The organism is Streptomyces sp. NPDC026246 (genome assembly GCF_055567995.1).
This window is the reverse complement of sequence record NZ_JBVHPJ010000013.1, coordinates 103,378-116,508: the sequence shown is the minus strand read 5'-3', so window position 1 is coordinate 116,508 and position 13,131 is coordinate 103,378. Positions and strand designations below refer to the sequence as shown.

The 13,131-nt window shown below is 72.4% G+C and carries 13 protein-coding genes; 8 read left to right on the top strand and 5 right to left on the bottom strand.

Translation table 11 applies throughout. From position 1 onward, the window contains the following. The first annotated feature begins 249 nt into the window (after positions 1–249). A complete protein-coding gene (locus tag ACZ4M5_RS28265; protein ID WP_467740777.1) occupies positions 250–1,101 on the top strand; it encodes a sulfurtransferase in 852 nt (283 codons plus the stop codon). A 76-nt stretch (positions 1,102–1,177) separates the two neighbouring features. On the opposite strand, the gene sepH is transcribed toward ACZ4M5_RS28265, so the two are convergent. Continuing rightward, positions 1,178–2,227 (bottom strand): septation protein SepH, encoded by a 1,050-nt coding sequence (gene sepH / locus ACZ4M5_RS28260; RefSeq protein ID WP_467740775.1) that lies wholly within the window; start codon positions 2,225–2,227, stop codon positions 1,178–1,180. A gap of 472 nt (positions 2,228–2,699) precedes the next feature. Between sepH and ACZ4M5_RS28255 the strand changes: the two genes are divergently transcribed. Then, the gene (locus ACZ4M5_RS28255; protein ID WP_467740773.1) at positions 2,700–3,542 is read left to right on the top strand and encodes a hypothetical protein; all 843 of its coding nucleotides are present in this window, start codon (positions 2,700–2,702) and stop codon (positions 3,540–3,542) included. Here ACZ4M5_RS28255 and ACZ4M5_RS28250 read toward each other — a convergent pair. Together ACZ4M5_RS28250 and ACZ4M5_RS28245 are read right to left on the bottom strand one after the other, a co-directional pair. Continuing rightward, positions 3,466–4,785: a D-arabinono-1,4-lactone oxidase gene (locus ACZ4M5_RS28250; RefSeq protein WP_467740771.1), complete on the bottom strand. Its 1,320-nt coding sequence runs from the start codon at positions 4,783–4,785 to the stop codon at positions 3,466–3,468. The genes ACZ4M5_RS28255 and ACZ4M5_RS28250 overlap by 77 nt on opposite strands. After that, the gene (locus tag ACZ4M5_RS28245; RefSeq protein WP_467740769.1) at positions 4,745–5,983 is read right to left on the bottom strand and encodes an MFS transporter; all 1,239 of its coding nucleotides are present in this window, start codon (positions 5,981–5,983) and stop codon (positions 4,745–4,747) included. The genes ACZ4M5_RS28250 and ACZ4M5_RS28245 overlap by 41 nt, the downstream gene beginning before the upstream one ends. A 213-nt stretch (positions 5,984–6,196) precedes the next feature. On the opposite strand from ACZ4M5_RS28245, the gene ACZ4M5_RS28240 reads away from it, so the two are divergent. Further along, positions 6,197–7,324 (top strand): ferrochelatase, encoded by a 1,128-nt coding sequence (locus ACZ4M5_RS28240; protein ID WP_467740767.1) that lies wholly within the window; start codon positions 6,197–6,199, stop codon positions 7,322–7,324. An 8-nt stretch (positions 7,325–7,332) separates the two neighbouring features. Further along, complete coding sequence (locus ACZ4M5_RS28235; RefSeq protein WP_467740765.1) at positions 7,333–8,148, top strand: inositol monophosphatase family protein; 816 nt, start codon at positions 7,333–7,335, stop codon at positions 8,146–8,148. Positions 8,149–8,324: 176 nt separating this feature from the next. Here the strand turns inward: ACZ4M5_RS28235 and ACZ4M5_RS28230 are convergent, their stop codons facing one another. Continuing rightward, the gene (locus ACZ4M5_RS28230; RefSeq protein WP_398109828.1) at positions 8,325–8,498 is read right to left on the bottom strand and encodes a hypothetical protein; all 174 of its coding nucleotides are present in this window, start codon (positions 8,496–8,498) and stop codon (positions 8,325–8,327) included. Between the two features lie 406 nt (positions 8,499–8,904). On the opposite strand from ACZ4M5_RS28230, the gene ACZ4M5_RS28225 reads away from it, so the two are divergent. The 4 genes from ACZ4M5_RS28225 (at position 8,905) to ACZ4M5_RS28210 (ending at position 12,515) form a co-directional block, all read left to right on the top strand. Next, entirely contained in the window at positions 8,905–9,558 is a 654-nt protein-coding gene (locus ACZ4M5_RS28225) for a response regulator transcription factor (protein WP_010353034.1), read from the top strand. A gap of 6 nt (positions 9,559–9,564) precedes the next feature. Further along, positions 9,565–10,812, top strand: coding sequence for a sensor histidine kinase (locus ACZ4M5_RS28220; RefSeq protein ID WP_369195388.1), 1,248 nt, complete (start codon positions 9,565–9,567; stop codon positions 10,810–10,812). Between the two features lie 406 nt (positions 10,813–11,218). Further along, a complete protein-coding gene (locus ACZ4M5_RS28215; protein ID WP_003993510.1) occupies positions 11,219–11,515 on the top strand; it encodes a DUF4193 domain-containing protein in 297 nt (98 codons plus the stop codon). Between the two features lie 13 nt (positions 11,516–11,528). Continuing rightward, the gene (locus ACZ4M5_RS28210; RefSeq protein ID WP_467740762.1) at positions 11,529–12,515 is read left to right on the top strand and encodes a hypothetical protein; all 987 of its coding nucleotides are present in this window, start codon (positions 11,529–11,531) and stop codon (positions 12,513–12,515) included. 139 nt (positions 12,516–12,654) lie between these two features. Here ACZ4M5_RS28210 and ACZ4M5_RS28205 read toward each other — a convergent pair whose 3' ends face one another. Beyond that, positions 12,655–13,113 (bottom strand): DUF3093 domain-containing protein, encoded by a 459-nt coding sequence (locus ACZ4M5_RS28205; protein ID WP_467740760.1) that lies wholly within the window; start codon positions 13,111–13,113, stop codon positions 12,655–12,657. Positions 13,114–13,131 lie beyond the last annotated feature (18 nt).

The following is a 13,131-nucleotide window of genomic DNA, read 5'->3' as shown; positions in this document are numbered from 1 at the left end:
GTCACTCTCTTCTCGGCCTCGCGGTGGCCGTGCTCTCCGCAGCCTGCGTGGGGCATGCCCTGTGGGGCGGCCCTGCCCGGGAGAATGCCCGAAGTGCGGGCCCCTGTCCCTTGCGGCGCGCTCGTGGGCACATGCGTTCAGCTGTACAGCATGTGCTTGTTCCCGTACGCATGGTGACCGTCCGGGCCCGGCCGAGCAGAGTAGCCGGACGCGGGCGGCTCGGCCACCCCGTGCGCGAGGATGGGGGCCATGAACGCCATCATCTCCGCAACCGACCTCGTCACCGAGCTGGCGGGTTCGCGGCCGCCGGTCCTGCTCGACGTCCGCTGGCAGCTGACCACGGCCAAGGCGGCCGGTGAACCGCCCTTCGACGGCCGCGCCGCCTACGAGGCCGGGCACCTTCCGGGTGCCGTCTACGTCGACCTGGACCGGGAGCTGGCCTCCGCACCGGGCGAGGGTGGCCGTCACCCGCTGCCCGACCTGGGGCTCTTCGGCGCCGCGATGCGCCGGGCGGGCGTGTCGTCCTCGACGCCGGTGGTCGTCTACGACGGTGGCCAGGGCTGGGCGGCGGCCCGGGCCTGGTGGCTGCTGCGCTGGACGGGTCACCCGGACGTGCGAGTCCTCGACGGCGGGTTGCCGGCCTGGCGGGGTCCGCTGGAGACGTCCGTACCGGACCCGGTGGAGGGCGACTTCGCGCCCGTGCCGGGGGAGAGCGGCCTGCTCGACGCCGATGCCGCCGCCTCGCTGGCGCGTGCGGGGGTGCTGCTGGACGCGCGGGCGGGGGAGCGGTACCGCGGCGAGGTGGAGCCCATCGACCCGGTGGCCGGGCACATCCCGGGCGCGGTCTCGGCGCCCACCACGGACAACGTGGCCGCGGACGGCCGGCTCCTGCCCGCCGAGGAGTTGCGTGAACGCTTCAAAGGGCTGGGCGTGACCGGGAGTTCCCGCGTCGGCGTCTACTGCGGCTCCGGCGTCTCCGCGGCGCACCAGATCCTGGCGCTGGCGGTCGCGGGCATCCCCGCGGACCTGTACGCGGGGTCCTGGTCGGAGTGGTCCTCGGACCCGGACCGCCCGGTGGCGACGGGACCGGACCCCCAGTAGGGCGGCACGGGCGAGGGCCGCGCCCGTAGGCGCGGCCCTCGTGTGTTCCTGTGGCCGTGGTGCTGGGGCCGCAGGGCTACTCCTGCTTCTTGCGCCGGGTGCCGAACACGATCTCGTCCCAGCTCGGGACGGCCGCCCGGCGGCCCGGACGGACGCCGTCTGCCTCGGCCTGCCGGTCGGTGGCGCCGACGAGCCGGTCGCGGTGGCTGCCGACGGAACGCGGCATGAGGACGTCCGCGTAGGCGGAACCCGCCGAGGCGGCGGGGGCCGGAGCCTCCTCCACCTCCACTTCCACGATGGGCTCGTCCTCGGCTTCCGGGGCGGGGCGCTCGGGGACCACGAGGTCGCCGCGGAAGCTCGGCACCGCCTCCAGCAGGCTGGTCAGCGAGTCCCGTTCGGCCGAGGCCGTGAGGGCGGTGGCCTCCTCGTCGGGCTCGGTCACCGGTGCGGGCAGGCTCAGCCGCTCCCGGTCACCGGAACGGTCCAGCGGCCTGTCGCGCGGCAGCCGGGCGATCCGCGGCACGAACGGGAAGCTCGGCTCGGGCGCGGCGAGGTCGTCGGACTCCCCGATCAGCGAGCGGGCCTCGTCGTCGACGGCCTGGACGAGCCGCCGGGGCGGGTCGTACGTCCAGCTCGCCGAGTGCGGTTCACCGGCGACGCGGTAGACCAGCAGGACCTCCCAGGTGCCGTCGTCGCGGCGCCAGGAGTCCCACTGCACGCTGTCCTTGTCGGCGCCGCGCAGCAGCAGCCGCTCCTGCACGGCCTCGCCCAGCGGGGGGCCGGAGGTCTCGCCGGGACGGCGCACGGGAGTCTTGCGGGCCCGCTCGGCCATGAAGGCGCGCTCGGCGAGCACGGGGCCCTCGAAGCGGCGCACCCGGTCGACGGGGATGCCGGCCATCTGCGCGACCTCTTCCGCGGTCGCGCCGGCACGTATACGCGCCTGGATGTCGCGGGGGCGGAGGTGGCTCTCCACCTCGATCTCGATCTGGCCGAGGCGGGGACGGTCACCACGCACGGCGGCGCGGAGCCGTTCGTCGATGGGAAGCGTGTACTCCGTGCTGTCCGCAGCCTTCAGCACCAGCCGTGTGCCGTCATTCGAGACGGCCACGACACGCAGTTCGGGCATGGGGACCTCCCGGGTGGTGCCTGCCGACGTCACGTGCGTCGCTGCTTCCGCTAGTCGAGTGTGGCCTGCCCGGGTGCAGCCTGCCACAACCTTGCCGAGTTGCCCGGCGTGTCGGGCACGGGCCCGGGATCGCCGTTATGGCACGGTTACCTATTCGCAACGCTAAGTGACGAACTCCGTCACCCTGTGCAACTAGCCCCCTCCCGGCGGTCCTTGACGGCCCCGGGCACCCTGACGGGAGACCGGACCCAGGGCTCGCCACAGTACTCCATTCGGGCCACGTGCGTGGATTGGCACGCCGCCCAACTTCTGGCAAGGACTGAGACTTGGCCTTCTGGTGCCCCCGCTCCGCGATCTTGAACGTGGGGAAGTTCACGTAATCACCGGAATCGGAACTGGGCGTTTCGGCCGCTCGTCCCCCTTCTTGTGCAGTTGGAAGGCCGTGTACGGGAAAGGGAGGCAAGGTCCGGGGATGCGTGAAAGGCCCGATGGTGTCGGTGTGGTGAGCGAATCCGGGGCGGAGAAGCCGAAACGGATCGACCTGAACGTGCCCCAGGTCGCGGGCGGAGCGGTGGCGGCGGTCCTGGCCGCCAAGCTGGCCTCGTACTTCGGCGTGTACGGCACGATCCTCGGGGCCGGCGTGGTGAGCGTCGTCGCCACCTGCGGGGGCTCGCTCTTCCAGCACTTCTTCACCCGCACGGGTGAGCAGATCCGCGGCACGCCGGCCGCGGCGCCCCGAGGGGTGGCCGGTCCGGAGGCGCGGATCCCGCCGCTCCCGGGCGAGTTCACCCAGGCCACCGTCTACCGCGCCCGTGTCCGAGGCTGGAAACGGCCGGTCCTCGCCGCGGCTGTCGTCTTCGGCGTGACGATGGCCGGAATCACCTCCTACGAGCTGCTGTCCGGCCACAGTCTCGACGGCGGACGCAGCACCACCGTCGGTGACGCCCTCACCGGCAGCCACAACCCCGCACAGGATCCGGGTGATTCGGGCAAGCCGGGCGAATCCGGTGCGTCGCGGGATGCGGACGAGCCGGAATCGTCCGCGGGTTCCGACGCGCATTCGGAGGGTGACGCCGGCGCGACGGCTGATCCGTCCGCGGGTGCTTCCCGGAGCGGGGACGCCTCGCCCTCTCCCGGCGGGGGAACTCCCGGCGGGGCAGAGGGAACCGCGACACCCGGCCCGACGCCCGCCCCGACGGGGAGCGAGGACTCCGGGCGCGCCACCCCCGAGGCGTCGCCTACGCCCCCAGGACCCTCCGCAAGTAGTCGTTCTGGAACCGGCGGTCGGGATCCAGGCGGTCCCGCAGTGCCGTGAACTCGCCGAAGCGCGGATACACCTCGGAGAGGTACTCGGCGTCCCGGGTGTGGATCTTGCCCCAGTGCGGACGGCCCTCATGGGCGGTGAAGATGCGCTCGGCCGCGGTGAAGTACCGCTGGTAGGGCGTCCCGCGGAACATGTGGACGGCGATGTAGGCGCTGTCGCGGCCGGAGGCGGTGGACAGGGTGATGTCGTCGGCGGGGGCGGTCCGCACCTCGACGGGGAAGCTGACCCTCAGCCCGGAGCGGTCGACCATCGTCCTCAGTTCGCGCAGTGCGTCGGTCACGGCCGCGCGCGGGAGCGCGTACTCCATCTCCACGAAGCGCACCCGGCGCGGGGAGGTGAAGACCTTGTACGGGATGTCGGTGTAACTACGGGCGGACAGGGCCTTGCTGGAGACCTGGGCGATGGCGGGGATCGCGGCGGGCACCGCCCGGCCGACCCAGTTGGCCACCTGGAAGACGCCGTTGGACAGCAGCTCGTCCTCGATCCAGCCCTTGACCTGCGGCACGGGCCTCTCCGGGCCGGCGCTGCGGTTGTTGCGCTTGGTGGTGGTGCTGCCCGTGTGCGGGAACCAGTAGAACTCGAAGTGCTCGTTCTCGGCCCACAGCTCCTCGAAGTCCGCGAGCACCCGGTCGAACGGCATCGGTTCCTCGCGGGCGGTGAGCAGGAACACCGGCTCGACGGCGAGGGTGATCGCGGTGACGATGCCCAGCGCTCCGAGGCCGATCCGCGCGGCGGCGAAGACCTCCGGGTTCTCCTTCTCGGAACAGGTGAGGACCGAGCCGTCCGCCGTGACCAGTTCCAGGCCCTTGATCTGGGCGGCGATCGAGCCGGAGTCACGGCCGGTCCCGTGCGTGCCCGTGCTGGTGGCGCCGGAGACCGTCTGCTCCATGATGTCGCCCATGTTCGTCAGCGACAGGCCCTCGCGCGCGAGCGCCACATTGAGCCTCTTGAGCGGGGTGCCGGCCTCCACCGTGACCGTCATGTTCTCGCGGTCGACCCTGCGTATGCCGGTCAACAGTTGAGGGCGGATCAACACGCCGTCCGTCGCGGCTATGGACGTGAAGGAGTGCCCCGTGCCGACGGCCTTCACCCGAAGCCCGTCCTCGGCGGCCCGCCGCACGGCGGCGGCCAGCTCGTCGACGGAGGCCGGGGTGACCTCCCGGGCGGGGCGCGCCGAGACGTTGCCGCCCCAGTTACGCCACGTGCCGTTCTTTCCGTTCGCTGTGCTGCTCAACGGAGCCTCCCCGACCCGGTGCCGGTCGCTTGAGCCGGCGGAACCCGAGGAAACCCACCGCGACCGCGACGGCCCCGGACACGGCCGGAACCCCGTACCCCGCGCGCGCTCCGGCCGCGTCGATCACCCAGCCGGCCGCGGAGGAGCCGAGCGCGACGCCCACCGCGAGTCCGGTGCTCACCCAGGTCATGCCCTCGGTGAGCTGAGCGCGTGGTACGTGCTCTTCGATGAGGGACATCGTCGTGATCATCGTCGGAGCGATGGACAGACCCGCAACGAACAGCGCCACGGCCAGAGACGGCAAGTTTCCGACCAGTAGGAGGGGGATCATACTCACGGCCATGGCGCACACGCCCAGCAACCACCGGCGTTCCGGGGCCCCGGCGAAGTGCAGCAGCCCGAAGACCATGCCCGCCACACAGGAACCCGCCGCGTACACCGCGAGGACGACGCTGGCCGCCGCCTTGTGCCCCTCCTCGTCGGCGAAGGCCACGGTCACCACGTCCACCGCCCCGAAGATCGCGCCGGTGGCGACGAACGTCCCCACCAGCACCTGGAGTCCCGGCGCGCGCATCGCGCTGCCCCCGCCCGTGCGCTCGCGCGGGTGCGGGGCGGGCTCGGTGGCGCGCTGCGCGGTCAGCCAGAAGACGCCGGCGGCCAGGAAGCACGCGGCCAGCAGCGGCCCGGCCTCCGGGAACCACGCCGTGGACAGGCCGATGGAGATGATCGGCCCGAAGATGAAGCACACCTCGTCCACCACGGACTCGAAGGAGTACGCGGTGTGCAGCTTCGGCGTCCCCCGGTACAGCACCGCCCAGCGGGCCCGGACCATCGCGCCGACGCTCGGCACGCAGCCGATGCCGACACAGGCCGCGTACAGCACCGAGTCCGGCCAGCCGTAGTGCGCGGCCGGCAGCAGGAGGGCGGCCGCGGCGAGCGAGACGAGCGTCGCCGGGCGCAGCACCCGCCGCTGCCCGTACTGGTCCACCAGCCGGGAGACCTGCGGCCCGGCCACCGCCGCGGACAGCGCGATGGTCGCCGACAGGGCGCCCGCCAGGCCGTACCGCCCGGTGAGCTGGGAGACCATCGTGACCACGCCGATGCCCATCATCGACAGCGGCATCCGGCCGAGGAAGCCCGCGGCGGAGAAACCCTTGGTGCCGGGCGCGGCGAACAGGGCGCGGTAAGGGCTGGGCAACAGGGTCTCCGGGGGGCTCGGTAAGCTGCCAACGCAGTCGGCACAGCTTACGTCCCGCGGCTCTGGGACGCACCGGTCGGAAGGCCCCCGCATCCGGCCCCTCCGCGTGCGGGTCCCCCGTCCGGCCCTCCGTGCGAGGGCCCCGGGATCCGCCCCGGCGCGTGGGCGCCCGCCGTTTCCCGGCTGTCGGTGCCGGGTGGCAGGATCGGACCCATGCCAGACGCGCGCGATGTCAGCCCCTACGACGCCCTGCTCCTGCTCTCCTTCGGCGGCCCGGAAGGCCCGGACGACGTGGTCCCGTTCCTGGAGAACGTGACACGCGGCCGGGGCATCCCCAAGGAACGCCTCAAGGAGGTCGGGCAGCACTACTTCCTGTTCGGCGGGGTCAGCCCCATCAACGACCAGAACCGCGCCCTGCTGGACGCCCTGCGCAAGGACTTCGCGGAACACGGTCTGGAGCTGCCCGTCTACTGGGGCAACCGCAACTGGGCGCCGTACCTGACGGACACCCTGCGCGAGATGGTCCGCGACGGCCGCCGCCGCGTCCTGGTCCTGGCCACCAGCGCCTACGCCTCCTACTCGGGCTGCCGCCAGTACCGGGAGAACCTCGCCGACGCGCTCGCCGCGCTGGAGGACGAGGGGCTGGAGCCGCCGAGGATCGACAAGCTGCGGCACTACTTCAACCACCCCGGCTTCCTGGAGCCCATGATCGACGGGGTGCTCCGCTCCCTCGAGGAGCTGCCCGAGGACGTGCGGGACGGGGCGCACATCGCCTTCTCCACGCACTCCATCCCGACGGCCTCCGCCGACACCTCCGGCCCCGTCGACGCCCACGGCGACGGTGGCGCCTACGTGGCGCAGCACCTGGAGGTGGCGAAGCTGATCGCCGAGGCGGTCCGGGAGCGCACCGGCGTCGACCACCCCTGGCAGCTCGTGTACCAGTCCCGCTCCGGCGCCCCGCACATCCCCTGGCTGGAGCCGGACATCTGCGACCACCTCGACGAGCGGCACGCGGCCGGCGTCCCGGCCATGGTGATCGCCCCCATCGGCTTCGTCTCCGACCACATGGAGGTCCTCTACGACCTCGACACCGAGGCCAAGGCCAAGGCGGAGGAACTGGGGCTGCCCATGCGCCGCTCCGCCACCGTCGGCGCCGACCCCCGCTTCGCCGCCGCCGTCCGCGACCTCGTCGTGGAGCGCGCCGCCCTGGAGCGCGGACAGGAGGTCACGCCGTGCGCCCTGGGTTCCCTCGGGGCGAGCCACCAGGTGTGCCCGGTCGGCTGCTGCCCGGCCCGCGCCCCCCGGCCCGCCGCTGCGGGCGCCGACAGCCCCTACGCGTGAGGAGCGCCGTGACCGACCCCCTGCACTCGGACCTGCTCGCTCTCGCCCGGGAGGCGGCCGGCCGGGCCGGCGCCCTGCTGCGGGACGGCCGGCCCGCCGACCTCGCCGTCGCCGCGACCAAGTCCAGCCCCATCGACGTCGTGACGGAGATGGACATCGCGGCGGAGAAGCTGATCACCGGCCTGATCGCCGAACGCCGCCCGGACGACGGTGTGCTCGGCGAGGAGGGCGCCTCCACCGAGGGCACCAGCGGTGTCCGCTGGGTGATCGACCCGCTCGACGGCACCGTCAACTACCTGTACGGCCTGCCCACCTGGGCCGTCTCGGTCGCGGCCGAGCAGGACGGCGAGACCGTCGTCGGGGTCGTCGCGGCCCCGATGCGCGGCGAGACGTTCCACGCCGTGCGCGGCGGCGGAGCCTGGCTGACCGGTGACCGGGAGGGGGAGCGCCGGCTGGCCTGCCGTCCCGCTCCGCCCCTGGACCAGGCGCTCGTCTCCACCGGTTTCAACTACGTCGCCGAGGTCCGCACCCACCAGGCCGACGTCGCCCGGCGGCTGATCCCGATGCTGCGCGACATCCGCCGGGGCGGGTCCGCCGCCGTCGACCTGTGCGACGTGGCGGCCGGACGCCTGGACGGGTACTACGAACGCGGGCTGCACCCCTGGGACCTCGCGGCGGGGGACCTCATCGCCCGGGAGGCGGGCGCGCTGACCGGTGGCCGCCCCGGAGAGCGCCCGTCGGGGGACCTCGCGATCGCCGGGACCCCCGGCGTCTTCGAGCCCCTGCAGCGCCTCCTGGAGGACTTCGGCGCCTGGCACGACTGAGCGGGACCCGGCCCCCCCGGTACCCGGCCCCCCCGGTACCCGGCCCTCCCGGGGGCGGTGTCCCGGCCCGCCGAACGGAGGGCGGCCGCAAGCCGGACACGAGGTGAACACCGCCGTGAACGGCGAAGCGGGCCCCGGCGCTGGATTCGCCGGGGCCCGCTCTCGTTCGCTCTCGATCAGACGCTGATCGCGCTGACCTCCACACCGTGCTCGGCGGCGAGGCGGCGCAGGTCGTCGAGCTCGCCCTGTTCCACGTCGACGAGGAACTCGTCGCCCTCGTCTCGAGCCCGGGACAGATCGGACTCGGTCGCCCTTATGCGCTGCAGAAGTCCTGCGGTGAATGCGTCCATGCTGCGCCCCCTCGTCCTGGGTCGTGGGTCGATGGCACGGGGGTGTGCCGGTCGGAAGGGACGATCACGCCGCATGCGGATGCCCGGCGCCGCTCGGCCGGGCGGCGACGATGCCGGACACCCACACCCCGCCCTGCGGAAAGCGGATCGCACCGCACCGCATGGTGGCGCGGTGCCAGCAGAGCGTGATCGTGGGATGTAAAGCCGTCCTCCCCAAGCTCCCTTTCGTGGAAACCTAACCGCCCGAGAAAATCTCCTATTCCCCTCCCGGCCCCCGCAGTCCCACCCGCCTTACCGCCGACTTATGACCGAAAAGGGCAGGATGGAGGCCAACACCGAGACCCCGAACACCCCTGCCCGCCCGCGCCCTGCGTCCGGCGGGCGGACATCAGGAAGGACAAGGGACGTGCGCGTACTCGTCGTCGAGGACGAGCAGCTGCTCGCCGATGCGGTGGCCACCGGACTGCGCCGGGAGGCCATGGCCGTCGACGTCGTCTACGACGGTGCGGCCGCCCTGGAGCGCATCGGGGTGAACGACTACGACGTGGTCGTCCTCGACCGTGACCTGCCGCTCGTGCACGGCGACGACGTCTGCCGCAAGATCGTCGAGTTGGGCATGCCCACGCGCGTGCTGATGCTCACCGCCTCCGGCGACGTCAGCGACCGGGTGGAAGGCCTGGAGATCGGGGCGGACGACTACCTGCCCAAGCCCTTCGCCTTCAGCGAGCTCATCGCGCGCGTGCGGGCCCTGGGCCGGCGCACCAGCGTGCCCCTGCCGCCCGTCCTGGAGCGGGCCGGGATCAAGCTGGACCCCAACCGCCGCGAGGTCTTCCGCGACGGCAGGGAGGTGCAGCTCGCGCCGAAGGAGTTCGCCGTCCTGGAGGTCCTCATGCGCAGCGAGGGCGCCGTGGTCTCGGCGGAGCAGCTCCTGGAGAAGGCCTGGGACGAGAACACCGACCCCTTCACCAACGTCGTGCGCGTGACGGTCATGACCCTGCGCCGCAAGCTGGGCGAGCCGCCCGTCATCGTCACCGTGCCCGGCTCCGGCTACCGGATCTGATCCCCCGTGGCAGCGACCCCCGCACCCCCGCAGGCGCCCCCGAAGCCCACCTGGGACCCCAGGAGGCCCGTACCGCCCTTCCCCTGGCTGCGCCCGACCATCCGGATACGGCTCACACTGCTGTACGGCGGCATGTTCCTGATCGCCGGCATCCTGCTGCTGTCGATCATCTACCTGCTGGCCGCGCAGGCGCTGAACACGGGCAACGAACCGCTGTTCAAGATCGTCGGTGGCACGGAGATCAAGGTGGCCAGTGAGAACTGCCCCGCCGTGAACTCCGCCAGCCCCACGCTGTCCGAGTTCAACGCCGCGATCAGCAGGTGCATCGACGACCAGCGCCAGGCCGCGCTCGACAACCTGCTCAGCCGCTCGCTCCTGGCGCTGCTGGGCCTCGCGGTCATCGCCTTCGCCTTCGGCTACGCCATGGCAGGGCGGGTGCTGTCGCCGCTGGGCCGGATCACCCGCACCGCCCGCGCGGTGGCGGGCTCGGACCTCTCGCGCCGGATCGAGCTGGACGGCCCGGACGACGAGCTGAAGGAACTGGCGGACACCTTTGACGACATGCTGGCGCGGCTGCAGCGCGCCTTCACCGCCCAGCAGCGCTTCGTCGGCAACGCCTCGCACGAGCTGAGGACGCCGCTGGCGATCAACCGCACGCTCCTGGAGGTGCACCTGTCCGATCCGGGCGCCCCCGTGGAGCTCCAGCAGCTCGGCAAGACGCTGCTGGCCACCAACGAACGCAGCGAACAGCTCGTGGAGGGGTTGCTGCTGCTCGCCCGCAGCGACAACCAGATCGTCGAGCGCGGTCCGGTGGACCTCGCCGAGGTCGCGGGACAGGCCATCGACCAGGTGCACGCGGAGGCCGAGAGCAAGGGCGTGCGCATCCGCGGGGAGCAGAAGCCCGCGGTCGTCCAGGGCAACGGCGTGCTGCTGGAGCGCATCGCGCTGAACCTGCTGCAGAACGCCGTGCGCTACAACGTGCCCGAGGACGGCTGGGTGGAGGTCACCACGGACGTCCAGCACGGCCAGGCGGTCCTGGTCGTGTCCAACACGGGCCCGGTCGTGCCGGCGTACGAGATCGACAACCTCTTCGAGCCGTTCCGGCGGCTGCGCACCGAGCGCACCGGCAGCGACAAGGGCGTCGGACTGGGTCTGTCCATCGTCCGGTCGGTGGCCCGGGCGCACGGCGGGCACATCTACGCCCAGCCCCGTGAGGGAGGTGGGCTCGTGATGCGGGTGACGCTGCCCGTCTGAGATCATGGCGCCGATCAACTCGGCGACACCCGGAGTTGTTCGCTTTAAGCGGAATTTCCACACCATCGCCCCGCGTGTCCCGTGTGTGATCGATCACAGGGGCGATATTCCGGCCATCTACTCTCCGTGATCATGGGTCCTGTCGGAAAGCCGGGAAAATCCCGGTTTTCGGGGGTCCTGATCACGGGAAGTACACGGTGAGACGCCTTTGTAGTGCGGCATTCGGACCGTGTACGGTCCCCATCGCCATCCAAGCCGATCACTCGTGAGGGGTCCGGTTGGGTGTCGATTGAGTAACAGACCTTGATGTGAGGCAAAATCTCCGCCTCAGGTCGGGCACAAGTCCGGCCTCTCACGCGTTACGTGCGCTGGAGACACCGCAGACACCCAGAGGGGGAGAGCGACCATGGCAACCGATTACGACACTCCACGCAAGACCGACGACGACGTCGACTCGGACAGTCTCGAAGAGCTGAAGGCTCGGAGGAACGACAAGTCGGCCTCCGCCGTGGACGTCGACGAGTTCGAGGCCGCGGAAGGCCTCGAACTGCCCGGCGCCGATCTTTCGAACGAGGAACTGGCCGTCCGGGTCCTCCCGAAGCAGCAGGACGAGTTCACCTGCATGAGCTGCTTCCTGGTGCACCACCGCAGCCAGCTGGCCCGGGAGAAGAACGGTCAGCCGATCTGCCGCGACTGCGACTGAGGGCGGGTCGGCCGTGACTGGCTCGACCCCTCCCTGGAAGCGCCGCTCCTCCAAGCGGAGGGCGGACGAAGGGCCGACCGAGAGCGGCCCGCGGTACGACGCGCGTGACGACGAGCGAGGCGCCACCGGCACGGGGGCGGCCTCGCTCGAACCTGCGGCGGAGCGGGGTGACCTCCCGGCTTCCGCGGACGTCCCCGCAACCGTTGCCCCGCGGCGGGCGGGGACGATCCGGCAGCGGGCCAGGGAAGGCGCCCGCAAGGGCGGCGACCGGGCCCGGGCGGGGCTGTCCCACCTCGCCGACCGGATCATCGAGATGGCCCCCCGGGTCCCCGTGCGGGACCTGGCGACCCTGCGTCGGCAGTTCCCCGGTCTCGGGCCGGAGGAGCTCGCGGACAAGCTCGTGGCGGGGGCCACCAGGGCGACGGCGACGGTCGGCGCCGGCATCGGCGCGGCGGCCATGCTGCCCGTGCCGATGGCGATGCCGACGGAACTGGCCGCCGAGGTCACCGGCGTCGCGGCGATCGAACTGAAGCTGATCGCGGAACTGCACGAGGTGTACGGCGTCCGGCCGCCCGGCAACCTCAAGCAGCGCAGCACCGCCTACCTCCACTCGTGGTCGGGCGAGCGCGGGATCGACGCCACACAGCCGTCGACGTTCAGCACGGCGCTGAACAGCCGCATGAAGCGTGAGCTGCGGCAGCGGATCATGAAGCGGATGGTCCGCAACATGCCGAACCTGATGCCCTTCCTGGTGGGCGCCGCCGTGGGCGCCGCGATGAACCGCAGCGAGACCAGGAAGCTGGCCGGCCGGATCCGTGCCGACCTGCGCAGGACGCAGGTGCCCTGGGAGGCACTGGAAGCCCTTCCCGCCCTCGAGCGCCCTGCCGACGCGCTGGAGATGGGCGAGATCGAGCACGACCCGCTGAACCGCCGTACGCGGCCGCGCGGTGACCACGGGGAGGACGGCGCACCGGGCGGCCTGCCCGGCGCCGGGCGCTGACTCGCCGCCCGGAGACCCGGACCCCGATCGCCGTCTCACCCGCAAGCCCGGCCGGCCGGGCCGCTCCGCCCGCCGGGACCCGGTCCGCCCGCCGGGACCCGGTCCGTCCGCCGGCCCGGTGACAGCCCGCGCGGGTGTGCTACTTCGCCTTCGCCGCCGTGAGCGCCGCCGCCAGGCGGTCCGGCTCGCGCGTGGACAGGTACAGGTAGGGAGTGGGGTCCTCCGGGTCCGTGACCTGCACGCGCAGCGCCGCCGGGATGTAGGCGCGCAGCAGCATGAAGGCGCGCGGGTCGGCCTTGTGCGTACGCCAGGCACGCGCCTCCTCGGCGTCCAGCACCTCCGCCTCGCCCAGGGCCGCCACCGGGATCCTCGCCTCGCCCGCGATCAGGAAGTCCCCCACGACCCGGATGCGCACCGAGCCGTACGAGCTGGCGGCGACGGCGGCGACCGCGGTGCCCCCGGCCAGCCCGCCGAGCATCGGCAGCGTGCCGAAGGGGAGCAGGACCAGGGCCATGGAGACGCCGACGAGGAACGAGATCAGCCACCAGGTCCGCGGGGCGGTCAGGCGTTCTTCGTACGGGGCGGCGGAGAGCTGCATGGAGCCAAGCTTGGCACG